The organism is Coxiella endosymbiont of Dermacentor marginatus (assembly GCF_907164955.1).
In the GTDB taxonomy this organism is placed as follows: domain Bacteria; phylum Pseudomonadota; class Gammaproteobacteria; order Coxiellales; family Coxiellaceae; genus Coxiella.
This window is the reverse complement of the sequence record NZ_OU015521.1, coordinates 597,164-621,500: the sequence shown is the minus strand read 5'-3', so window position 1 is coordinate 621,500 and position 24,337 is coordinate 597,164. Positions and strand designations below refer to the sequence as shown.

The following is a 24,337-nucleotide window of genomic DNA, read 5'->3' as shown; positions in this document are numbered from 1 at the left end:
ATTTTTTAGAAAAGATCATCTTGAAACTTCAAATGGAACTATCTTATATGAGTATTTTCACCCTAAATGAAAAATAAATCTGTTTTTTAAAGGGTAAAATATCAAAAAAAGAAAATAATGAAACCACTAATGCATAAAAAAAGTAGATTTTTTGGAAGAACATTACACGAACTGAAGGATTAACTCGAGAAGCACTTTAATGACTACCCGTACCCTTAGATAAACCTATCATAGATAAACAACCTAATGAATAAACCTAAAAATTGATTTAAGAACTTTGAGAGGAAATTCGTCGTAAGGAATTAATTATTAAATTAATAAAAGTGACATCTCCATCTAAATTAGCTATTAATTGCTCTGCTTTTTTAAATAAAAAAGCAATATTTTCACTAATAAAATTTTGTGTTTTTGCCTCCAATTGAACTTGATCAGCTAAATTATCTTGCCATTGAAAAATTAACCCAACAGTTGTACCTAATTCACGCAATTGCTGAATTAGTTTTCCATCTGAACATTTTGCGCAAAGCGCACTTAATTCGACAGCTGCGCGAAATAAAGCACCGGTTTTTAATTGATGAACATTTTCATCATTTTTTCCAGCTAAATCGAGTTGTTGGCCACCAGCCATACCCAAAGAACCGGAAGCGTGCGCTAAAGTAGCTATTAAACGAGAATTATTTTCTCTGGCTAATATTTCAAAAGCCAATGACTGCAAAGCATCTCCGACTAATATAGCTGTTGCTTCATCAAAAGCTTTATGACAACTGAGTCTACCTCGACGGTAATTATCGTTATCCATTGCCGGTAAATCATCATGAACTAATGAATAACAATGAATGAGTTCGATAGCACAAGCCACATTATCCATTTTCATGGGCTCAACTTCAAGCCAAAGTCCCGTTGCATATGTTAGCAACGGACGTAATCGTTTTCCTTTAGACATAACAGTATAATGCATTGCTTGATGTAAACGTTCAGGCGATTGTGTGCGAGCCGGTAGTAAATTTTCCAGTTGATGATTAATACGATTTCGATATGTTGAGATAAAGTCAAGCATTTAAATACTCAAAACTTGAAAAAATTTCCTCTGGCTTGAAAAAAAAAGAAATTTCTTCTTTTGCTGTCTCTTGGCTATCAGAACCATGCACAGCATTGGCATCGATAGAATCCGCAAAGTCAGCTCGAATAGTCCCAGGTGCTGCTTTTTTAGGGTCAGTGGCTCCCATGAGCTCACGATTTTTAGCAATCGCATTCTCACCTTCAAGCACTTGAATCATAATTGGACCCCGGATCATAAACTTAACTAATTCTCTGTAAAATGGACGTTCTTTATGAACGACGTAGAATGCTTTTGCTTGTTTTTCACTCAAATGTTGCATTTTTGCTGCAACAATTTTAAGGTGATATTGTTTAAAACGTGTGTAAATTTCGCCGACTACATTCTTAGAAACCGCATCCGGCTTAATAATTGATAAAGTTTGTTCAATAGCCATAATTAATCCTCATACTATTTTAAAGAATCGATAATTTTATGATTTTAGTCAACCAAGTTTTATCGGAACTTAAAGCTAAGTTGAAATTAACTAAAGAACTTTGGATAATGCTTTTCTAAGAATATTATTATATAACCGCATTCGAGATAATACCTACTTAAATACTTTCTCGGTAGTTGTCATCGATTATGTTATCGGATCTATTTTCAGAAATTCCTAATTCCACATGGGTTATCCTAAGCAATTACTTTATTTACTCTAAACTGTCTTACGATTCTTGGGTTTTAACTACAGTTTGGTTTAGTTCGTTTTCTCTTCTTCAATAAAGAGAAAACAAAACGGAAATAAAACTTTCCTGGAAATGTAAGAAATTATTTACACCAGCCAGTTACGTATTTTAAAGCAACTTAATGAGGCTGAATGTAGCACATATTAAGGTGAATCATAAACTAAAACACTTTCATAGCAAAAAATTAAATTGTGAGCACGGTCGACTACACGATATGTAATCTAATTCTTTATAAAATAAAGTCTCAATTTCGATAATTTGAATTTACTTCTTAATAAATACATAACATACTGGTTCTAAATAGAAACTTTAGAATTTCTCTATATAAAAGATCTCTCTTAATAAAAAAATTAACATTAAATAAAATTCTGAAAAATTCCAAAGCGTATTGACACATCTGTAGCTTATTTATTAGAATTATGTCCCTGATGGATCTCGTTAAGGAAATGTTGTATCGTTTCCTTTCCTTTGGTGTTTTATGCCTGACGGATCTTCGTTTAATCCAGCACTGGTTCTGGATGGGTGTTCATGTTACGAATTAAGTAAAAAATAAGTAAAAAAGAGGAATAATTTTTATGTTGAAAAAAATTGCAATCGGCGCGACAGCTGTTGCCACTTTTGGTCTTTGCACTGGTGCTTTAGCTGATTCGATGGATTCATCGGGTTCCAATAGCACTGGCTTTTATGTTCGTGGCGAGGGGGGCTACAGTTGGGCTGACCCTAAAGATAATAGAGTTATTGGTTTTCCAGCTGGAATTATAGCCCCACTCGGTGTTCGGCCTACACTGAGCGGCGACGATAAAAAAAGTTCTGGATTTAAAGGTCATATTATTGCCGGATATGACGTCAACCAATATTTTAGTATTGAAACTGGTCTTAGTGGGTATCATCCAATTTACCGAACTTTGACTTTCCAACCTTTGACCAAAGATAATCCTTTAAGCCAAAGTCGTTCTACAGAAACGACTAAGACTTCCTTATATGCTTTCGACTTGATGGGCAAAGCGAATATCCCTTTCAATAATTTCTATGCTTTTGTAGAAGGTGGGGTTGCTTACGTTCACGAAAACAATAGTGCTTTAAAGGCAAAATTTGGTAATCATCCAATAACCTTCTGGAAAGCAAGTTCTAGGGATCTTGTTCGACCTAAAGTAGGTACTGGTATTGGTTATAACCTCACTCCTAGCCTAGCTGTTGATGTTTCCTATTCCCGTATTTTTGGAAAAGACCCCATTAGCAGTCCTAATTACCTACCCAATTTGAATTCAACTATAGTAGGTCTGACTTATAGATTCTAAACTTAAATTAGATTCTAAGGAGAAAAACGTTCACTTATAAAAAAGGGGCTTTATGTCCCTTTTTTATAAGTGTAAAATGCGATAGGATTTCAAAATCCAATAAAACTACCTGCTTGAGGAAACCTGACATGAAGTTTTTGTCTTCACGTATAAGAGTTATTTTTTTTTATGTAATCGGCTTATCTATTACTTTTGGAATGATTACTGTTTTATCAGCTAACCTAAATAGTATCACCACTCAAAAAAAATTAAATTTATCAAAAAACGCTACGAACTCAACACCAGAAACACTACATTCCTTAACACCTATTTTGCCCAATTTAAACATGAAAGGTTACGTATTAATGGATGTCAATTCCGGAGCTGTTATTGCTGAAAAAAATATGAATCAGCGCTTACAGCCTGCAAGTTTAACCAAATTAATGACACTTTATTTAACCTTTCAGGCACTTAAGAACAAACAAATACATTTAGATGATAAAGTAGCAGTTAGTGTTAATGCATGGAAAACAGGCGGTTCTCGTATGTTTTTAAAAGAAGGCTCATACGTACCAGTTAATTCTCTCATTAAGGGAATTATTGTTGCTTCCGGAAATGATGCCTGCGTGACAGTAGCCCAATATATTGCAGGAACAGAACAGACCTTTGTTCAAATGATGAACCAAGTGGCACAGCGCATTGGAATGAAAAATTCGCATTATGTGGATTCGACAGGATTACCCAACGCTCATCATTACTCTACTGCTTATGACATGGCTCTTTTAACCCGCGCTCTTATCAAAGAATTTCCCGAATATTATCATTTCTTTTCTGAAAAATGGTTAACTTATAATAATATTAAGCAACCAAGTCGCAATCGTTTACTATGGCGTGATAATTCTGTAGACGGTTTAAAAACGGGGTATACCGAAAAATCAGGCTATTGTTTAATCGCATCCGCGCAGCGCAGAAGGATGCGATTAATTTCTGTAGTGTTAGGTGCACCCACCGATAGTGATCGTATGGATAATTCCGAAGTTTTGTTGAATTACGGATTTCGTTTTTATCAAACGCAACGACTATTCGATGCCTATGCACCAATTACTCAAAAACGAATTTGGTTTGGTAAAAAGAAACGTGTTGCTTTTGGTTTAGCAAATTCTTTATATGTTACCTTTCCTACAAGTGATAAAAAAAATTTAAAAGCCACTATACAATTTTTAGAATCTTATTTACAAGCTCCATTAAAAAAAGGCCAATCTTACGGCGTGATTAATATTACATTCAATGAAAAACCAATTATCACCGCATCTTTAATTGCATTGCAAAAAGATCCTATAGCAAGCCCATTATCTCGAATATGGGACCATATTGCATTATTCTTTAAGTGGATCTTTAACAAAACATTATAAAGGAGCATTAAAACTCTTTTTTTACTAACAGAACCTTGGAAATTATATTAAAACCTAATCTTAAATAAATCGGAAATGATTTTTCCAAAGGAAGACGTTACCACTGGGACACGACACTAATTGAAAGACCTCTTGATTCAATTAAACTATCCGAGTGGTTTATCTAAAAAAATTTTCACCTTTGTTTATTATAGTACTAAAGAGGCTGCCAACCAAACCAGAGAGGTACACGTGGTAGAAACATACATATTTTCGACTAATGGAAAGATTATTATGTTCCTACAAATAGTAATATTCAGATACAATAAATAGTCAGGGTAGTAGCCCTGAGATGTAGTTCGGATCGGATACCAGAAATAGCATTTACGTTAAACGCTCGTTGCTAATACGACTGAAGTAAGTCCATCTATCAATTTGTCAAATCTTGACTTTTTAAATACACGTGATTGGCCAGAATTTAAGAAGGAAGTTATTAGGAAGGTAAAAGATAGTTAGCTTCATAACTGATATCCAAAGTAGAAAATCCACATATATTTTAGTTGTAGTAAAGAGGAAACATTACTATACACTATTGTTTTTAATTACAGGACCCTGTTGAAAGTATGTTACAACCGGTTGATGATTTTTAACACCCTGAGGGGGCTCATTTTCTCAATTCTACTGTTAAATTGGGCTCGGATAATCTATTGGACTGAAAAATTTTAAACTCATTGTAGGCTGAGAGTTTAAGGAAAAAATAGCGCAATAGAAATTGCTTTGCTATTCGCTGAGATTTTTTATTTTCATTATTATTTGATTCTCGCTTCATTGAAGTCATTATGGACTTCAAAAGTTTCTTTTTTGTCAGATATTGTATTGTCATTACTCTTTTGACTTTGTAGTTGAATTCTTCCTTGTGCATGAGAGTGCTATTATCATTGGTATTTTTGTACTGAGATTAACGCGAGCTTATTGATTTCTTTTTTATTTAATTAATATCATCACTGGTTGTTCCAAATTACCAGATTGTATGTGTGATCCAGTGTATCTACTTTTTCTTCAAAAATTTTCTCTCTTCTATATTATCTTACTAATTATTTAGATTAATTATTTGAGTTTTGGTGTTTTTTCTCTAAGGTCATTCTATTTACTATTATATAGTTAAGGATTACAAGATATAATCAAAAGTGTTTAGTTGCGTTATGGCTCTGATTTTTAAAATATTGTTAATTACTTATGTTTCCGCTCTAAAAATATTCTGAGTATTTTCTCAGAATATTTTTAGAGCGGAAAAGTTATTCTTTATCTGTCTCATCTTTTCTTTGAAAGCACCTGTTCTCTTTATGATCTAGTCTTTATATTTTATCCTGAGTAAAATACTGCTGTGGATGTTATTATTCGCCAGTTTAATCAATTAATGCTTTATCTACCTGTTTGGAAAGCCATGCAGGTATTTACTTCTCAAAGAGACTCTAATACCAAAGACGAAGTTTGGATGCTAGAACATTTTCCTGTTTTTACACAAGGACTAGCTGGTAAACCAGAACATGTGTTGAATACTCATGAGATTCCTCTTATCCAATGTGATCGAGGTGGCCAAGTTACCTACCATGGACCAGGACAGCTTATGATATATCTGTTGTTTGACCTTAATCGTCTCAAACTTAAGACTCGATCTTTTGTACGTGCTATTGAAAATACCATTATTGACTCTTTAAAACAATTTGGCATCAATGCTAAAGGAAAGGAATCAGCTCCTGGAGTATATATTGAAGAAGAAAAGATATGCTCCATTGGTCTTCGCGTACGCAAAGGATATAGCTATCATGGACTAGCATTTAACGTAGTGATGGATTTAACTCCATTTACTTATATTAATCCTTGTGGATTTAAGGGATTAACTATGACACAGGTATGTAATTACGTGAATGATATTAATTTATCTTCAGTTCGTCAGGCAATTATTTTACCTCTTCTAAAGAATTTTGGATATAATCAGCCTCTCATCAAAATAGAAAATACGTTGGAGTCCTTTATCAATGTCAAAATATGATCCAACTCAGAAAGCTTGCGGAAAAGAGAAACTATCACGCATTCCTATTAAAATCGAAGCTACTGATAATCCGCTTCGCAAACCCAGTTGGATTCGAATTCGTTTATCTACTGATAATAAACAAAAACAACTGAAAAAATTACTTCGAGATAATCAACTGGTGACAGTCTGTGAAGAGGCTTCTTGTCCTAATTTAAATGAGTGCTTTAGTCATAATACTGCTACTTTCATGATTATGGGTGATAAATGTACACGCCGCTGTAGTTTTTGTAATGTAGGACATGGACGCCCTAACCCTCTTGATCCTAAGGAACCTATTAGTTTGGCAAATACCATAAATCTCATAGCTTTAAAATATGTGGTTATTACATCAGTGAATCGAGATGATCTACGAGATGGAGGGGCTTCACATTATGTCCAATGTATTAAGGCTGTGCGTGAAAAAAATCCGGATATTAAAATTGAGATTTTAGTTCCTGATTTTCGTGGACGAATGGAAAAAGCCTTAGATATTCTTGTTGGAGGTTTGCCGGACGTTTTTAACCACAATATTGAAACAGTTCCTCGATTATATAAGCAAGCTCGACCAGGCGCGGACTACCAATGTTCGTTAACCTTATTACAGAAATTTAAAAAGCGCTTTCCTGGAATTCCTACTAAATCTGGTATGATGTTAGGCCTTGGGGAAAGGCGTGAAGAAGTAGAAACTGTGATGCAAGATTTACGTAAACATGATGTTGATATGATAACACTTGGTCAATACCTGCAGCCTACTCGTTATCACATGCGCGTCGATCACTATGTAAAACCTCAAGAGTTTCTTGAATTAGGCAAACTTGCAAAAAATTTAGGATTTACTAATGTCGCCAGTGGCCCATTAGTCCGTTCTTCGTATCATGCTGATTTACAGATGAAAGGGGATATCTTCTTATAAGATATATTCTTATAAATTTTCTCATCTTTTTTTGGATAGCAAAATAAAAATAATCGATGATTGAGCATTATCTCACGCAAATTAGTCATTATCTACAAGCTCACGTCTATATGGGTATATTGTTTGCTTTTCTTATATCGTTCACTGAATCCTTGCCCTTAATTGGGACTATTATCCCTGGTTCTATTACTATGTCGATCATTGGTATTTTGGTAGGTCGCGGAATGATTTCGTTAAATGCTACTTTATCTTGGGCTGCAGCAGGCGCATTATTTGGGGATACTGTCGGTTTTTTTATAGGAAAATATTATAATGAACACCTTCGGCTGATCTGGCCTTTTAAACGATATCCTCAGTGGTTAAGAGTGGGAGAGACTTTATTCGAAAAACATGGAGGAAAAAGTATCTTAATTGGTCGTTTTGTCGGACCTGTAAGAAGTTCCGTTCCGTTAATTGCAGGTCTTTTGAAAATGGGTTGGCTTCGCTTTCTCTTTGCAGCTATTCCTTCAGCAATATTTTGGGCAACTGCTTATTTGCTACCAGGAGTGCTTATCGGTACGGTGTCCTTACGATTACCCCATCACGTAACCACTACATTTATATTAACAGGATTAGCTATTATCGTTTTAGTTTGGCTGCTTTTTTGGGCCATCCAGCATTTTTTTAGTTTTTTAGTATCCATGATCAATAATATCGTCAATTATTTGTGGCGGTGGTTATATTATCACCATTCTTCGCGCTTTTTATTACAATTTATTACTAACCGTAAAATTCCGACAGATCATCATCAATTAACTACGGTACTGTTAGCATTTTTAAGCCTTTGTTGTTTTTTCTTGTTAGCTATTGTTGTTGCGATATCAGGACCTGCAACTGGCTTTAACGAGCCTTTATTTTATTTCTTACAAAGTCTACGTTTTCCAAACTTTGATAAGTTTTTCACTATTATTACAGTACTAGGCGATACCCAGGTAATAATTAGTATTGTTTTAATCCTTATATCCGCTCTTATTGTTAAAAAACTTTTTCGTCCCGCCGTACACTTAACAGCCGTTACCCTGATAACAGGGTTTTTTATTTTTTTTACTAAACAGTTAATTTATTCTTCGCGACCCACAGGCTTTCTAATTTTAGATTACTCTTCTTCTTTTCCCAGCGGTCATATTGGACTTAGCCTTCCTATCTTCGGTTTTATTGCCTTTTTAACAGCTCAACAGATATCTGAAAAATGGCGCTGGATCCCTTATATCTTAGTAACTATTTTAATTATTTTAATAAGCTATTCCCGTTTGTATTTAGGTGCACACTGGCTAGAAGATGTTTTAGGTAGTCTTTTCTTTGGGTTTGCGATTTTGTTAAGTATTATTGTTTCGTATCGACGCTATACCCCTCCAAAAGCTTTTGGAAATTTAAAATGGTTAATATTTTTAATTTTTGCTATTACCATTCCGTGGGCTGGTCTTAGCAAATTAAAATACCACATTCTAATTCATCGTTATATACCTATTTGGCCCATTCAAGAAACTACTATTGAGGATTGGTGGAAAAATCCATTACGATATGTGCCTATTTTCCGAATTAATCGATTCGGCCATCCTGCTCAACCTCTCAACATTCAATGGATAGATGAGCTAAGCACTATCGAACAAACATTAGAACAGAAAGGATGGCAAACTATCCGTAACAAAACAGACGTCCAAACTACTTTAGGACGGTTTACAAGCTATAAACCGGAATGTCATCTCCCCTTATTTCCATGGCTTTATCGAGGTAAACCACCCGTTTTATTCATGATCAAACATCTCCCACACGAAACTACTATTATCGAGCTTCGGTTATGGAAACCTGGCTTACGGTTCGAAAACTCTCACTTACCCTTATGGATAGGCTCAATTAATTACCATCTGGCACCCAAGCATTTAATGACTTTATTATACCGTCCTCACGAAATTACTTGGTTGGATAGTAAAGGTATCGATAAATTTATTCCTAGCTTGTCTGGTTATCAATGGAGAAGATTAAAAATCGTTACTTCTTCACAAGAATCCAAAAAGAAACATTACTTTTCTGAATGGGATGGAACTTTACTTCTTATTCGATCTCAGCAAGAAAAGATATAATTATATTGAAAAATAGTAAAAATTCATTTACAAAAGGAAAGATTCCTGATAAGAGTCAAAGAAATTGTGCATAATCAGGGATATTACGTGATTGTAGCTTCAGTTTAAGGAATTCATCATCAGAATGGACGATTTATTACAGAATTGGGATCCCAGGATGCTCTTGATCATGAGCAACTAGGAGGTGTTGCGCCTATTTTATCTAGACTTATTAAAAAACACCCCGGATTTAAATATTATTGGGCAGTAGCTAATTATTTACGACGTGCCGGTATATTGCTTCATAAATAGATCTTGATCAAACTGTGTACTAGAAAAAACTGCCGTTGAAAATGCTTATTATTCAGTATGAGGAAAGTCATGATTATCAATGGCAGGGCGTTTTCATCTATCTAAAGTCGCTAATGTGGAACATAAAATGTCACGAAATTTCATTACTCAGGTTAAGTTACAAAAAAGCAAAATTCTATAAAAATATTTCCAGGTATCTTCAGTTTTCGAAGGAATCAAATGGTCCTCTAAATAATTATATATCCTATCTCCTAATCTACAAATACCTTTTATCCGTATAGATTCTTAAAGTCACGAAATTGCGTCTCTGAGAATATATAAAAACTTTTGCGTCGGTGATTTTCGTTAATTAAGTGTATTCTATAAAATAGAATACTTTTCAATTCACGCCCCTATTTTACTAGAACTGATACATAGGCAGCCCAAAATAACAATATCATGCAAATCTGAAAGACGAAAAAAATATTCCAACAGTATGTAAATAAAAAGAATTTTGACTTCCAGAGGTTAGAAAACTTTCATCTTCTTTAATTTTACTTTTTTCATAGTTAGCGTCTAACATATATTTATCTGATTCATGAGCACACCTTCTTTGCTTAAAATTGTATTTTAGACCACCTTTCATATCATAATAAAAGCTAACAAATCTGCTTAATCCAATTGAGAGCATTAATAGAACTAACCCTAACTACTTCATAAAAATAGTACTTTGTTTCTACATTTTTAAGAATTAAAAAATAGAGGAGTTTGTATATTAAAAAAATCCAATCGTAATATCCTGGCATTGGCATTTGAAATATTGTTGCGTAATGACTTTCCTGGTATGACTAATAAGAATACCAAGATAAAAAAAATGGTTTGATCTAAGATTATCTCTATAAGTGCTGTATTTTTTTAATATCAGAATTAAAAGTTACAATCAAAGTAAGTTACTTTATCTTTCCCTAGTTGTGTTGCTATGGTTTAGTCTATACTTTATCTCATCTCTATATGTTCATAGACTTCACGACCTTCTCTTTGCTATGCGCCTTCCCTCTTACGATCTCAGTTTTAACAACAGTTCGATCTATTTTAACAACAGTTCGATCTATTTTAACAACAGTTCGATCTATCACTACAACTACTTTATCTTTAAAAACAGTATACAATCTTTTTAGAAGCAAAATTTTGGATTTTTTAAATATAAACGAGCTTTACTCTGGTGACAAAAAGGATATTGTAATCTGATAAAAATCAAAACTAAATGTTAAGTGACTAGTGGCGTCAATAAATATTCTTAACCATTTTCCTGTTATTTCTTCCTTTTAATCGTATAAGCAAATGATTATAGCCACCAAAAAAGAAAACATTCCCAATCTATCTAAATATTGCCACTCTTCTGATCTATTACTTGTTATTCAAACATCATTTTTTTTGTAAAAATTTTAATAGAGGTCTGAAAAAATTACGCATTTTTATGGATATTTTCCTTTTCATGCTATTTGCCTCTACTGGAAAAATTAATCCAAATAGTATGGTGGAGCACCTCTCATTTAAGATATTATGTGCATTAACGATTCATGGTTAATTCCGTAAGGTCTTATTTAAAGATCAACATAATGGAAATTAATCTTGGAAATAGCGAAATAAAAAATAAGGAGAAAAAAATGACCTTAACTTCTTCAAAGATAATCCCTTTGGGAACGAAAGCGCCAAGTTTTAACTTGACTGATGTTATCAGCAGTGAAAAAAAGTCATTGAGCCAGCTAAAATCCGACGTCGCAACAGTTGTTATGTTTATCTGTAATCACTGCCCTTTTGTTCAGCACATTCAAAAAAAACTGGTTGAAATAGCAAAAAAATATCAAGCTAAAAGCATTCAATTTGTTGCTATTAATTCTAATGACATCAAAAATTACCCAGAGGATTCTCCTGAAAATATGAAAGCTATAGCTAAAAATTTTGATTATTCCTTTCCCTATCTTTTTGATGAAACTCAAGAAGTCGCTCAAGCTTATCAGGCAGAATGCACCCCTGATTTCTATATATTTAATCACAACCTTATTTGTATTTACCACGGCCGTTTCGATGACTCAAGCCCTGGGAGAGATATTCCTGTTACGGGGAAAGATCTTAGTAAAGCACTAGATAACATACTTTCTGGGAAACCTGTTAGTCGCAAACAACAACCAAGCCAAGGGTGTAATATTAAATGGAAATCATAAGCTCAGATCGAGATTGACATTAAGTAAATTTTCAAGAGTTAGTAAGAATCACATTAGGTCTTGCTTTGTTATTTTTGTGCTTCATTAGTAAGCCACGAATGATTTTTACTAGAAAATTGATTAAAGATATTCGACATTCAAAATTTCATATTCTGTTGTGCCCTCTGGAGTTTTAACTTCTACAACATCCTCAATATATTTTCCAATCAAAGCCCGTGCTAAAGGAGCAGATATCGAAATTTTACTTTCTCTCAAGTTAATTTCATCTACACCTACAATTTGATAGACAACTTCAGTTTGAGTTTTTAAATTTAACAGAGTAACCGTAGCTCCGAAAATTACTTTCCCCTCGTTAGGAATGTGTGAGATATCGATTATCTGACAGTGAGCTAATTTCGATTCAATTTCTAAAATACGTCCCTCTATAAACGATTGACGTTCCCGTGCAGCATGATATTCGGCATTTTCTTTTAAATCACCGTGAGCACGCGCTTCTGCGATAGCTGTAATGATCTTAGGCCGTTCGACCGTTTTCAAAAATTCTAACTCTGATCGTAAATTAGCAATACCTTTTACAGTTATAGGAACAATCGCTCGCATCATCGTACCACCTCAAACAATATAAAACGTCCAGTATAGCACTGCTGTAGCACCACACACACATGCTTGCTTTGCCATTCAAGCTCATTCATACGGTCGCTATAAATACTATAATATCAATATTGATAATATAGAAAGTAGATTCTAGTATGCATCCAGAAGCAATAAATTTAATTTATATTCAACAACGGTATTTTAGCCTCCTAGCTAGCTTAGTCTTCAGAACTCTTCTTAAAATTTAGATATGACTCACAATCAAACTACCGAATAGACCTAAATCTACTCTGTATATTAAAAGCTTACTCAAGATTCAGTATCAGAAAGGCTTCAGATAGGAAAGCATCATATATTAACAGCGGATAGCGGATAGCCAATAAGAAAGTATCTGATCATCTTTGACGATGAATATCTTGCAGAGGCTGAAGATGATTTGAATCACTTGTCTGCAGAGCCAAAATAGTGGCTTCCCCACCCGCTAATGTCGTTGTATAACACACTTTGTGTTGGACTGCGCTAATTCGGATAATATTTGAATCTTCAATGGCCTGTTCACCTTCCGTAGTATTGATAATAAAATTTATCTGTTCATTTTCAATCATGTCGACAATATGAGGGTGACCTTCAGTGACTTTATTAACCACCGTACACAAAATTCCCGCGTTTTTTAATACCTTGGCAGTCCCTCGAGTAGAAACAATCTCAAATCCCAAATTTGCTAAAGCACTGGTCACTTTTACTGCGCGTTCTTTATCTGCATCGCGAACACTAACAAAAGCACGCCCACCGCGCGGGATAACATCCCCACCACCTAACTGGCCTTTTGCAAAGGCTTGACCAAAATTCTCACCTACTCCCATGGCTTCTCCGGTAGAACGCATTTCAGGTCCCAAGATAGGATCGACACCTGCAAATTTATTGAATGGGAAAACCGGTTTTTTCACAAAGAAAAAATTAGGAATGTATTCCTGCACAGCCTGTGCTTCCAAAGAAACATTAACCATACAGCGAGCCGCAATTTTAGTTAGGGATAGACCTGTAGCTTTTGCAAGAAAAGGGACTGTCCGAGAAGCACGGGGATTAACTTCAAGCACATAGATTTCATCTCCCTGAATTGCAAATTGAGTATTAATTAAACCTATCACATTGAGTTCTTTCGCTATTAGACAGACTTGTTCTCGTAGTTGATCTTGTATTTTTGTGCTTAAACTATGAGGTGGAAAAGTGCAAGAGGAATCACCGGAATGAACGCCAGCTTGCTCGATATGCTCCAAAATCCCACCAATCAAAACATTTTTACCGTCACATACTGCATCAATGTCTACTTCTATAGCATCATCCAAAAACCTATCTAAAAGTAAAGGCTTATTTTCCGAAACAATGACATCTTTAGTCATATAACGAGTCAACTCTTTCTCGCTATAAATAATTTTCATGGCCCGTCCACCCAATACATAAGAAAGACGAACAATTAATGGATAGGAAAATACTTTTGCTAAACGTAAACCTTCTTTCACACTGCGCACTGTCCCATTGGGTGGCTGTTGTAAATTTAATTCTCGAATCAGCATTTGAAAGCGCTCACGATCTTCAGCTCGATCAATAGCATCAGGTTGTGTTCCTAAAATAGGAACTTTTGCCTTTGCTAATGCTCTAGATAGTTTCAAAGGTGTTTGTCCTCCAAATTGGACAATGACACCTTTAGGTTTTTCAATGGCTACAATTTCCAAAACATCTTCTAATGTAAGCGGTTCGAAATAAAGTCGATCAGAAATATCAAAATCTGTTGAAACAGTTTCGGGGTTACAATTGACCATAATGCTTTCATAACTCATTTCACGCATAGCTAACGCCGCATGCACACAGCAATAGTCAAATTCGATACCTTGACCAATTCGATTTGGCCCGCTTCCTAACACCATTATTTTATTTCGATTTGTTGGAAAACATTCGTCTTCTTCTTCATAAGTTGAATAAAGATAAGCTGTATCCGTAACAAATTCGGCGGCACAAGTATCCACTCGCTTGTAAACGGGATGGATTTTTAATTTATGCCGATAATTGCGCACTTGTTCTTCAGTGGTTTTTGATAATTGAGCTAAACGCTTATCAGAAAATCCTTTACGTTTTAAATAAAATAACTCCTCACGAGACAATTTTTTTAGAGATGTGTTCTCTATTGCTTTTTCTAAACTAACAAGTTCTTCTATTTGTATTAAAAACCAACGATCGATTTGGCTATTCCTATAAACTTCTTCTAGACTAAAACCCATGCGAAAAGCGTCAGCGAGGTACCACAAACGCTCAGGACCAGCAAAGCGTAATTCTTTTCTAATCGCTTCACGAAGCGTCTCGTCAATGGTTTTCGAATCTCCAATTTTTACTTTAGGTTCTAACCCGTAAACGCCAATCTCTAATCCACGAATGGCTTTTTGTAAGGATTCTTGAAAAGTGCGACCAATAGCCATTACTTCACCTACCGATTTCATCTGAGTCGTCAGTCGAGGCTGTGCTTGGGGAAATTTTTCAAAATTGAATCGAGGAATTTTAATCACAACATAATCAATTGTGGGTTCAAATGAAGCGGGAACTTTACCACCTGTAATTTCATTCCGCAATTCATCTAAAGTAAATCCAATAGCTAATTTCGCTGCAACTTTTGCAATAGGAAAACCAGTAGCCTTTGAAGCAAGAGCAGAAGAACGAGATACGCGAGGATTCATTTCAATTACAATCATTCGCCCGTCGTTTGGATTAATCGCGAATTGTACATTAGAGCCACCAGTTTCCACCCCAATTTCTCGCAAAATTGCAATAGCGGCATCTCGCATGCGTTGATACTCTTTATCCGTCAATGTCTGTGCTGGAACGATAGTAATGGAATCGCCAGTATGGATACCTACGGGATCCATATTTTCGATGCTACAAACAATAATACAGTTATCTTTCTTATCTCGTACAACTTCTAATTCAAACTCTTTCCATCCGACAATAGATTCATCAATTAATACCTCATTAGTAGGAGATAGTGCGAGACCGCGGGTGCAAATTTCTAAAAATTCATCCCTATTGTATGCAATACCTCCACCACTCCCACCTAAAGTAAAGGAAGGGCGAATGATTGCCGGAAATCCAACTCTATCTAGAATTTTCCAAGCTTTTTCCATAGAATGAGTTAATCCAGAACGGGTTGTCTTTAAACCAATTTTAGCCATGGCCTTTTGAAATAAGGCCCGATCTTCAGCTTTATCAATGGCTTCTCGAGAAGCACCAATTAGCTGCACCTTATATTTTTCTAAAACCCCTTTACGTACTAAATCCAATGCACAATTTAAACCAGTTTGACCACCCATGGTTGGCAAGATTGCATCCGGCTTTTCTTTTTTGATAATTTTGGTAATTACTTCCCAACTGATAGGCTCAATATAAGTAGCATCTGCTACATCAGGATCTGTCATGATAGTGACAGGATTCGAATTCACCAAAATGACACGACATCCTTCCTCTCGGATGGCTCGACAAGCTTGGGTTCCAGAATAGTCAAATTCACACGCTTGCCCAATGACAATAGGACCAGCTCCAATAATTAATACACTTTTTATATCCGCTCTTTTTGGCATGTTATTTATCATAATGAGTGCACTGCTTTTCTCGTGCCCCCATTTTTCTCCCTTCCACTTCTTTCTTAAGGATTGTTAAAAGTGAGGAGATTTTTTTCTTATCAACTCAATAAACTCTTTAAATATTCCCCTCATATCCTGAGGTCCAGGACTTGCTTCCGGATGACCCTGAAAAGCAATCGCTGGCTTGATCGTATGTGCAATTCCTTGCAACGTACCATCAAATAAAGAACGATGTGTTACTTCCAAGGTATCCGGTAAATTTCTTTCATCCACCACAAAATTATGATTTTGACTGGTAATATAAACACGTCCGGTTACAATATTTTGAATGGGATGATTGACTCCATGATGTCCAAACTTCATTTTTTCTGTTCTACCGCCGCAAGCTAACACCAAAAGCTGAAAGCCTAAGCAAATTCCTAACAAAGGAATGCCCTTTTCTAAAATTTCTTGAATTGCCGAAATTGCATAATCACAAGCTCCAGGATCACCTGGCCCATTAGACAACACAATACCATTAGGATTCAAATCCAAAACTGCTTTTATGGGTGTTTGAGCAGGAACAACCGTTATAGAGCAACCATTATCTATCAACAAACGCAAAATTTGCCGTTTTAAACCATAATCGTAAACCACAATATGATAGTTGCCTTGCTGTTCAGTTTCTTGATTGTTATCTTCAAGAACTAAGGTTTTCTCGACCCAAGTTTGTATTCTTTTTCTGGAAGCAATTTTGGTTAAATCCCTCCCTTCCGAGCTCAGATAAGCATTGGCATATTTAAGAGCTTGATCGGCATCTGCATCTTTGCCAGCTATAATACACCCGTGCAACGCACCTTGCTTACGGATCAAGCGAACCAATCGCCGAGTATCAATTCCTGCAATGGCAACAATTCCCTCAGATTTTAAATAATCTTCAAGTGATTGCTCAGCGCGCCAATTACTGACAATAGAAGACAATTCACGGATAACTAATCCAGAAACCCAAATTCGATGTGATTCCTGATCGTTGATATTAACTCCTACATTACCAATGTGAGGGCAAGTCAAAGCAACAATTTGTTCCACATACGAAGGATCTGTCAAAATTTCCTGATAACCTGTCGATGACGTATTAAAAATAACCTCTCCAGCAGTTTGGCCATCTACTCCAATAGCATACCCAGAAAACAAGCTACCGTCAGCTAATGCCAAAATTGCTGGCTTTCGCCCGTTAAGCGGATTTAAATCGCTCATTTTTTGGCAGCAATACCTCTTTTAAAATCTGAAATAAACTTTGATCCGCCCAAGGATAAGCGATTCTGAATGCAATGGAAAGCCAATTTAGTAATTAATTATTTTTAGCATTTCTAGAAAATTCACCTTTACTTTGTCGTAAAAAATTCTTTTACACTATCAAACCAACTTCGTCTACGCGGACTATGATTTTTACCTTCTTTTTCCAATAGCCCAGCAAAACGCTTTAATGATTCTTTTTGTTCCGTATTTAATTTTATCGGTGTTTCTACCGTAACATGACAAATCAAATCTCCTACTTCACCACTTTGTAATGCTTTCACGCCTTTTCCTCGCAAACGAAATTGCTTTCCACTTTGTGTTTCTGAAGGAATCATCAAACGTACAGCACCATCTAGTGTTGGGATTTCGACTTCTCCTCCTAAAGCAGCTGTAACGAAATCAATAGGCACCTCCGAATGTAAGTCGTTACCTTCCCGCTGAAAGATGGGATGGGGTTTTACCTGAATTTGCACATAGAGATCCCCAGGCAACGCCCCAAAAAGACCTGCTTCTCCTTTACCAGAGAGACGAATACGATCACCAGTATCAATACCTTGGGGAATTTTAATAGATAAAGTTTTTGTTTGCTGACGACGACCTTGACCATAACAATCAGGACAAAAGTCTTTAATGACTTGTCCTGTCCCACGACATACCGAACATGTTTGTTGCACCTGCAGAAATCCATGATGCATACGCATCTTTCCGCTCCCACTGCAACGCTGGCAAGTAATCGGTCTGGTACCTTTCTTAGCGCCACTCCCATTACATGTGCCGCAATTCATCCAAGTTGGAACTTTAATTTTTTGAGTAATTCCGTGAACAACTTCTTCTAACGAAAGAATAAGATCATAGTTTAAATCAGCTCCTTGTTTTTCACGAGGTTTAGGCCGCCCGCCTCCAAAAATATCACCAAAAATATCACCAAAAATATCTCCTAAATCTCCAAAACCAAAACCCCCGCCCACTCCTTCTCCAAAAGAGTGCTCTACATTAGCATGACTAAACTGATCATAAGAAGCTCTTTTACGTGAATCAGAAAGTACTTCGTAAGCCTCTCGTGCTTCTTTAAATTTCATCTCTGCATCTTTATCACCAATATTCCGATCTGGATGATACTTCATTGCCAGACGACGGAAGGCTTTTTTAACTTCAGCCTCAGTCGCTGTCCGGCTGACGCCCAGAACTTCATAATAATCGCGCTTTGCCATGAGATATGCTTTTCCGATTCTTCTTTAGAGACAACATCCTCGCCAATGAAAGTGGAGATTTAGCGACTAGTGAAATTATGTGAGTCGGGATAACAAGAAGCTTTCAGCTATTACCTACTTCTTATCTTCATCCCCTTTCTTTTCGTCTTTAACCTCTTCGAACTCAGCATCAACGACATCCTCCTTCTTGACACTTTCATTCTGAGATTCTTTAGAACCTGTTGTACTACCCGAAGGATCTCCAGCAGAACCCTTCTTAGAAGCATAGAGGCGTTCTACCAATTTAGAAGAATACTCTGTCAATGCCTTAGTTTTTTTCTCAATCGCATCTCTATCATTCCCTTTAATCTCTTCTTTAAGAGTTCTAATTGCTTTTTCAATGATATCTTTTTCGTCAATCGTAACCTTGGCGGATTCTAAGTCTTTCATAGATTTTTCAACAGTATGAATCACCGTGTCAGCTTGGTTTCGCGCATCTACCAACTTATGGAACTTGAGATCTGTCTCTCGATGCGCTTCTGCATCTTTGACCATCTTTTTAACTTCTTCATCTGACAAACCGCTTGAGGCTTTAATTACAATTGATTGCTCCTTACCCGTTGCTTTATTTTTCGCCGACACATGAAGAATGCCGTTAGCATCAATATCAAAAGTTACTTCAATTTGCGGCATACCTCGTGGCGCTGGTGGGATATCCGTCAGATCAAAACGCCCCAATGATTTATTTGCTACAGCCATTTCTCGTTCACCTTGTAAAACATGAACTGTAACAGCGGTTTGATTATCTTCAGCAGTTGAAAATACTTGGTTAGCTTTTGTTGGAATCGTAGTATTTTTATCAATTAGTTTAGTCATAACTCCACCTAGAGTTTCAATTCCCAAGGAGAGTGGTGTAACATCAAGTAACAATACATCTTTGACTTCGCCAGACAATACTGCGCCTTGAATAGCTGCACCAATGGCTACTGCCTCATCTGGATTCACATCTTTACGCGCTTCCTTCCCGAAAAATTCTTTAACAGCTTCCTGAACTTTTGGCATACGAGTTTGACCACCAACTAAAATTACATCATCGATTTCAGAAACCTTGAGACCAGCGTCTTGAATCGCTGTCTTACAGGGTTCGATCGTTTTTTCAATTAAATCCTCTACTAGTGATTCCAATTTCGCCCGAGTAACACGAATATTTAAATGTTTAGGACCAGCAGCATCTGCAGTAATGTAAGGCAAATTGACATCAGTCTGATGGCTAGACGAGAGCTCAATTTTCGCTTTTTCAGCTGCTTCTTTTAAGCGCTGTAGTGCCAGAGGATCGTTATGTAAATCCACACCCACATCTTTCTTAAACTCGTTAGCCAAATAGTCAATTAACCGCAAGTCAAAGTCTTCACCTCCTAGGAAGGTGTCGCCATTCGTAGCTAGTACCTCAAATTGATGCTCACCATCCACTTCGGCAATTTCAATAATAGAAACATCAAACGTCCCACCACCTAAATCATAAACAGAGATTTTGCGGTCGCCTTTCTTCTTGTCCATCCCATAGGCTAATGCGGCAGCAGTAGGTTCATTGATGATACGTTTCACATTAAGACCCGCAATCTTGCCAGAATCCTTGGTCGCTTGACGTTGCGAATCGTTGAAGTAAGCCGGTACTGTTATCACAGCATCAGTTACTGGATGACCTAAGTAGTCTTCGGCTGTCTTCTTCATTTTCATTAGAACTTGAGCAGAAATTTGCGGTGGTGCTAAATTCTCTCGACGACCATCCCTGCCTGTTACTTCCACCCAAGCATCTCCGTTATCTGCCTTAATAATCTTGTATGGCACCATTTTGATATCTTTTTGAACAACACCGTCATCGAAGCGACGCCCAATCAAGCGCTTAATTGCGAAGAGAGTTCTATCTGGATTTGTGACAGCTTGTCGCTTCGCAGATGCACCCACTAATATTTCTTCATCTTTTGTGTAAGCGACAGTCGACGGCGTAGTACGTGAGCCCTCAGAATTTTCGATTACTCGTACTTTTCCACCCTCCATCACCGCAACACAAGAGTTGGTAGTACCTAAATCAATGCCAATAGTCTCAGCCATTCTTTTTCCTCTCTAAAAATATAGGATGCCTTTCTAGTTAGGTGGGGGCAGGGTTTAAGATTTCAAGGGAAATATATCAACGATTTAAAATTTGTGCTAAGTTAGAGAAACATAATCTCTAAATATTTTCACAATTATATTCTCCAATTCCTAACGAAAAAGTATAGGAAAGATTTCCTGAGAGGTTAAATTATCTCACTTGAATCTAATTTCCTTGCTTTCTTAAGTAGACAGAATATTCAAGTAGATAGAATCACACGAGATTTTATAAACTTACCTCCGGAATGCTGTCAAAAACTTCAGAGTTTGAGTAGATAATTTGTCTTGATTCATAAAGTCTATCTGAGAATGCTGACTAAATAGCAACAGCCCACTTCTTCCTGTAAGAAAGTGTAAAAGTTCTGTAATGTTAACTTAAAATATAATAACGATCTTCATCAGATGAATGATGTGTCGATTACTATTTTTTATTTCGAATACGTTTTCTAATTCATCTGTGATAAAATCATATTGAAATTTATGACAAATCATATTGAAATTCGACTGTTTATTAAATACCTTAAACTGCTCGGTTAACAAATTCTCCTATAATTTCCAGTTTTTTCCCACGTCGTTTTAATAATGATAGATGTCTCTCAAAACTCTATCCAGAAACATATAAAATCATGAGCACCATCAAAAATAATCGAATGATCGCCTCACACAATCTATAAAAGACACCTTATCTCCCGAACTTTTATCATCATATCTAAAAAAAGAGAAAATTTTCGTATGGTTATTTTAATCTTTAAAATTAGTTAACTATAACCTTGAAAATTTAAGCTGCTACAATGACCCATGCCGCTCGTAATACTCGACCGTTGAGCTGATAGCCTTTTTGCATCAGCTGTATAATCGTATCAGGTTTAGCATCCGGCACATTCTGAGTAGCCATAGCTTCATGAAAAGCGGGATTAAAAAGACTACCTGGTTTAGGATCAATAATCTCAACGCCGTGCTTTTCAAGTGTTTTTTGTAATAAATCTAATGTTAAACTCATTCCTTCTCGTAGACTTTTAACATGTGGATCGGTTGATTCGGGACTATCAAGACCGTGGATTAAACTATCAACCACTGGTAAAAGATCGATCATTAATTGTTCTACACCATATTTTATGGCATTTACGATATCTCGATCTGCCCGCTTACGTAAATTATCCATTTCTGCCTGTGAACGAATGTATTGATTTTTATATTCATCTAATTTTCGCTCCAAGTTAATGAGCTGACTTTCTAGTTTCTCACGAGCGGGAAATTCGAGTCCTTCTCGATATTGCTCTACCTCCTGAGAGATGTCTTTTTCTACTTTTATTTTCTCTTCTTCGTCTTTTACTACTTTTTCCTTTTTATTCTTAGGATTAAGTTCAGATTCAGACTTTTCTTTTTCGCTCATTTTGAATCTCCTCGTCATAATTAAGATCAAATACTAAATAAATACTAAATAAAATATGAAGCTCTGTAAAATCTCTAAGCTCAATTTCATTAGCTAGGAAACTATCATAACCTAATAACCTGTGGCTTTCTTATTTTAAAAAAGTTATTCTCAACTCTTATGAAAAAACCACTGTTCCATCGAATTGCACTAATGGGACGCGAAAGAATCGATGGAGTTCCAGAAACCTTGCGAGCTCTTAAAGAATATCTTTTATCTTTGAATAAAACTGTTTTTGTTGAAGAACGTGGCGCGTATATTTTAGAAGATCGTAATTTAATCGCGTCACCAGATCATCAATTGAAAGAAACAGTAGACTTATTAATAGTAGTAGGTGGAGATGGAAGCTTACTCAAAGCTGCGCATGTTGCTGTTTCTCAGAAAATTCCTGTTCTAGGAATTAATCGAGGACGTTTAGGTTTTCTTACAGATATTTCTCCCAATGAGTTCCTAAAAATCAATTCCATTTTAGAAGGGAATTACAAAGAAGAGACACGCTTTCTTTTAGAAATGACCGCTGAATGTAAAGGAAAAATTATTACTCAAGGGATCGCACTTAATGATGTTGTATTACTTCCAGGAGATGCTGCAAAAATGATTGAATTTGATATTTCAATTAACGACGATTTTGTATGCAGTCAACGCGCCGATGGATTAATTGTAACTACTCCAACAGGATCAACCGCTTATGCCTTATCAGGTGGAGGACCTATTTTACATCCACAATTAGATGTTATTGCTTTAGTTCCAATGTTTCCTCACACTTTAAGCAGCCGGCCTATAGTCGTCCAAGCTCATAGTCAAGTAAAGATAAATATTTCTTCTCAAAATGGTGTATCACCTTCTGTAAGTAATGATGGGCAATATCGGGTGGCATTAACAGCGGATGGGAGTATCTGTATTCATAAGTATAAGCATTTATTGCATCTCATTCATCCAAATGATTACAATTATTACGACGTATTACGTCGTAAACTGAACTGGGAAAGACATACGCCAAAGGTATAAGATATTCCGTTCCATATTAAAAATTTTAGAATTATTTAAGTTGTTTCTCATTTAAAAGAACGCTCTTCGCAGAACTGACAAATACCGTAAATTGTCAAATTGTGATTGGTCATTCTAAACTTGGATTTTCTAGCAATTAATTCCTGACGATTTTCAATAACTTCATCGATAAACTCTTCTACTTTACCGCAATTGATACAAACTAAATGATCGTGATGCTCTCCTTGATTCATTTCAAAAACAGAATGCCCACTCCCACTTTCAAAGTTATGCCGCTTTATCAACCCCGCTGCTTCAAATTGTGTGAGCACGCGGTATACCGTAGCGAGTCCCACATCTTTTCCCATTTCTACTAGTTTGCGATAAACATTTTCGGCACTCATATGATGAGGATCAGCGCTTTCTAATATTTTTAGTATTTTAAGACGTGGGAGCGTTACCTTAAGCCCGACTTTACGCAGTGCTCGATCTTTCAATAAAAAATCCTATTATTTAGAATAATCAAAACTATTCTAACATAGCTTTTTTTTACAGTTAACTCTCTTTCTTTTTCAGTTAATTCCCTTTTATGCTTTCTAAAAATTAATTGTGGCTTTACTTGAATATCCTTTAATAGCTGCATACTTCGGAGAAAATACGTTATAATCGCATCTCATTTTTAAAATATGGAAAATAAGGAGCTTCCATTATGAGGCGTGCAACATTGATCTTTCTAGTCTACTTAATTATAACATTAGAGGGTTGCGTTTATCATCCACCTATTCAACAAGGAAACATCTTTTCGGATAAGGATCTGAGCACCTTGTATAAGGGAATGACTAAAGATCAGGTACGAGCAATATTGGCTGATCCGGTGCTTGTTAATATTTTTTCTGATAATCGGATGGTGTATGTTTATACGTTCCAACATGGGAGGCGTCAACGAATGCAACTGACTCATTTAATTATTTGCTTACACAATAATCACGTCACTGACTTTTGGATAGAAAAAACAAACCATTAACTA

At 36.0% G+C, this 24,337-nt stretch carries 18 protein-coding genes; 9 read left to right on the top strand and 9 right to left on the bottom strand.

From position 1 onward, the window contains the following. Positions 1–268: 268 nt before the first annotated feature. Both ONG85_RS02440 and ndk read right to left on the bottom strand, forming a co-directional pair. Positions 269–1,057, bottom strand: a complete 789-nt coding sequence (locus ONG85_RS02440) for a polyprenyl synthetase family protein (RefSeq protein WP_264435355.1) — start codon at positions 1,055–1,057, stop codon at positions 269–271. Beyond that, positions 1,050–1,493, bottom strand: coding sequence for a nucleoside-diphosphate kinase (gene ndk / locus ONG85_RS02435; protein WP_264435354.1), 444 nt, complete (start codon positions 1,491–1,493; stop codon positions 1,050–1,052). Before ndk ends, ONG85_RS02440 begins: the two co-directional genes overlap by 8 nt. An 864-nt stretch (positions 1,494–2,357) precedes the next feature. Here ndk and ONG85_RS02430 point away from each other — a divergent pair. The 7 genes from ONG85_RS02430 to ONG85_RS02400 all read left to right on the top strand — a co-directional run bounded on the left by ONG85_RS02430 (position 2,358) and on the right by ONG85_RS02400 (position 12,052). Continuing rightward, a complete protein-coding gene (locus tag ONG85_RS02430) occupies positions 2,358–3,080 on the top strand; it encodes a porin family protein (protein WP_264435353.1) in 723 nt (240 codons plus the stop codon). Between the two features lie 128 nt (positions 3,081–3,208). Beyond that, entirely contained in the window at positions 3,209–4,471 is a 1,263-nt protein-coding gene (locus tag ONG85_RS02425) for a D-alanyl-D-alanine carboxypeptidase family protein (protein ID WP_264435352.1), read from the top strand. Positions 4,472–5,834: 1,363 nt separating this feature from the next. Further along, on the top strand, positions 5,835–6,503 hold the full coding sequence (gene lipB / locus ONG85_RS02420) for a lipoyl(octanoyl) transferase LipB (RefSeq protein WP_264435351.1): 669 nt from the start codon (positions 5,835–5,837) through the stop codon (positions 6,501–6,503). Further along, positions 6,490–7,437 carry a lipoyl synthase gene (gene lipA / locus ONG85_RS02415; RefSeq protein WP_264435350.1) on the top strand — a complete coding sequence of 316 codons (948 nt, stop codon included), beginning with the start codon at positions 6,490–6,492 and terminating at the stop codon, positions 7,435–7,437. Before lipB ends, lipA begins: the two co-directional genes overlap by 14 nt. 56 nt (positions 7,438–7,493) lie before the next feature. Beyond that, positions 7,494–9,557, top strand: a complete 2,064-nt coding sequence (locus ONG85_RS02410; RefSeq protein WP_264435349.1) for a bifunctional DedA family/phosphatase PAP2 family protein — start codon at positions 7,494–7,496, stop codon at positions 9,555–9,557. 144 nt (positions 9,558–9,701) lie between these two features. Next, positions 9,702–9,848 (top strand): hypothetical protein, encoded by a 147-nt coding sequence (locus ONG85_RS02405; protein WP_264435348.1) that lies wholly within the window; start codon positions 9,702–9,704, stop codon positions 9,846–9,848. Between the two features lie 1,646 nt (positions 9,849–11,494). Next, positions 11,495–12,052: a thioredoxin family protein gene (locus tag ONG85_RS02400; RefSeq protein ID WP_264435346.1), complete on the top strand. Its 558-nt coding sequence runs from the start codon at positions 11,495–11,497 to the stop codon at positions 12,050–12,052. 120 nt (positions 12,053–12,172) lie between these two features. Here ONG85_RS02400 and greA read toward each other — a convergent pair whose 3' ends face one another. The 6 genes from greA to grpE all read right to left on the bottom strand — a co-directional run bounded on the left by greA (position 12,173) and on the right by grpE (position 22,284). Further along, complete coding sequence (gene greA, locus ONG85_RS02395; RefSeq protein ID WP_406566723.1) at positions 12,173–12,652, bottom strand: transcription elongation factor GreA; 480 nt, start codon at positions 12,650–12,652, stop codon at positions 12,173–12,175. Positions 12,653–13,041: 389 nt separating this feature from the next. Continuing rightward, positions 13,042–16,269, bottom strand: a complete 3,228-nt coding sequence (gene carB / locus ONG85_RS02390; protein WP_264435884.1) for a carbamoyl-phosphate synthase large subunit — start codon at positions 16,267–16,269, stop codon at positions 13,042–13,044. A gap of 75 nt (positions 16,270–16,344) precedes the next feature. After that, on the bottom strand, positions 16,345–17,508 hold the full coding sequence (gene carA / locus ONG85_RS02385; RefSeq protein WP_264435343.1) for a glutamine-hydrolyzing carbamoyl-phosphate synthase small subunit: 1,164 nt from the start codon (positions 17,506–17,508) through the stop codon (positions 16,345–16,347). Between the two features lie 128 nt (positions 17,509–17,636). Next, entirely contained in the window at positions 17,637–18,761 is a 1,125-nt protein-coding gene (dnaJ, locus tag ONG85_RS02380; protein ID WP_264435342.1) for a molecular chaperone DnaJ, read from the bottom strand. 114 nt (positions 18,762–18,875) lie between these two features. Then, a complete protein-coding gene (gene dnaK, locus ONG85_RS02375; protein ID WP_264435341.1) occupies positions 18,876–20,852 on the bottom strand; it encodes a molecular chaperone DnaK in 1,977 nt (658 codons plus the stop codon). An 817-nt stretch (positions 20,853–21,669) separates the two neighbouring features. Further along, complete coding sequence (grpE, locus tag ONG85_RS02370; RefSeq protein WP_264435340.1) at positions 21,670–22,284, bottom strand: nucleotide exchange factor GrpE; 615 nt, start codon at positions 22,282–22,284, stop codon at positions 21,670–21,672. 159 nt (positions 22,285–22,443) lie between these two features. Here grpE and ONG85_RS02365 point away from each other — a divergent pair, with 159 nt between their 5' ends. Further along, positions 22,444–23,331 (top strand): NAD(+) kinase, encoded by an 888-nt coding sequence (locus tag ONG85_RS02365; protein WP_264435339.1) that lies wholly within the window; start codon positions 22,444–22,446, stop codon positions 23,329–23,331. 47 nt (positions 23,332–23,378) lie between these two features. Here the strand turns inward: ONG85_RS02365 and fur are convergent, their stop codons facing one another. Further along, on the bottom strand, positions 23,379–23,807 hold the full coding sequence (fur, locus tag ONG85_RS02360) for a ferric iron uptake transcriptional regulator (protein WP_264435338.1): 429 nt from the start codon (positions 23,805–23,807) through the stop codon (positions 23,379–23,381). 212 nt (positions 23,808–24,019) lie between these two features. Between fur and ONG85_RS02355 the strand changes: the two genes are divergently transcribed. Further along, the gene (locus ONG85_RS02355; protein WP_264435337.1) at positions 24,020–24,334 is read left to right on the top strand and encodes an outer membrane protein assembly factor BamE; all 315 of its coding nucleotides are present in this window, start codon (positions 24,020–24,022) and stop codon (positions 24,332–24,334) included. Positions 24,335–24,337 lie beyond the last annotated feature (3 nt).

Excerpts from the sequence above, each read along its gene's own strand:
- ONG85_RS02365 (WP_264435339.1), top strand. The coding sequence starts at position 22,444 with ATGAAAAAACCACTGTTCCATCGAATTGCACTAATGGGACGCGAAAGA.
- ONG85_RS02410 (WP_264435349.1), top strand. The coding sequence starts at position 7,494 with ATGATTGAGCATTATCTCACGCAAATTAGTCATTATCTACAAGCTCAC.
- carB (WP_264435884.1), bottom strand. The coding sequence starts at position 16,269 with ATGCCAAAAAGAGCGGATATAAAAAGTGTATTAATTATTGGAGCTGGT.
- dnaJ (WP_264435342.1), bottom strand. The coding sequence starts at position 18,761 with ATGGCAAAGCGCGATTATTATGAAGTTCTGGGCGTCAGCCGGACAGCG.
- greA (WP_406566723.1), bottom strand. The coding sequence starts at position 12,652 with ATGCGAGCGATTGTTCCTATAACTGTAAAAGGTATTGCTAATTTACGA.
- ONG85_RS02400 (WP_264435346.1), top strand. The coding sequence starts at position 11,495 with ATGACCTTAACTTCTTCAAAGATAATCCCTTTGGGAACGAAAGCGCCA.
- grpE (WP_264435340.1), bottom strand. The coding sequence starts at position 22,284 with ATGAGCGAAAAAGAAAAGTCTGAATCTGAACTTAATCCTAAGAATAAA.
- lipA (WP_264435350.1), top strand. The coding sequence starts at position 6,490 with ATGTCAAAATATGATCCAACTCAGAAAGCTTGCGGAAAAGAGAAACTA.
- ONG85_RS02430 (WP_264435353.1), top strand. The coding sequence starts at position 2,358 with ATGTTGAAAAAAATTGCAATCGGCGCGACAGCTGTTGCCACTTTTGGT.
- ONG85_RS02355 (WP_264435337.1), top strand. The coding sequence starts at position 24,020 with ATGAGGCGTGCAACATTGATCTTTCTAGTCTACTTAATTATAACATTA.
- carA (WP_264435343.1), bottom strand. The coding sequence starts at position 17,508 with ATGAGCGATTTAAATCCGCTTAACGGGCGAAAGCCAGCAATTTTGGCA.
- ndk (WP_264435354.1), bottom strand. The coding sequence starts at position 1,493 with ATGGCTATTGAACAAACTTTATCAATTATTAAGCCGGATGCGGTTTCT.
- ONG85_RS02425 (WP_264435352.1), top strand. The coding sequence starts at position 3,209 with ATGAAGTTTTTGTCTTCACGTATAAGAGTTATTTTTTTTTATGTAATC.
- ONG85_RS02440 (WP_264435355.1), bottom strand. The coding sequence starts at position 1,057 with ATGCTTGACTTTATCTCAACATATCGAAATCGTATTAATCATCAACTG.
- dnaK (WP_264435341.1), bottom strand. The coding sequence starts at position 20,852 with ATGGCTGAGACTATTGGCATTGATTTAGGTACTACCAACTCTTGTGTT.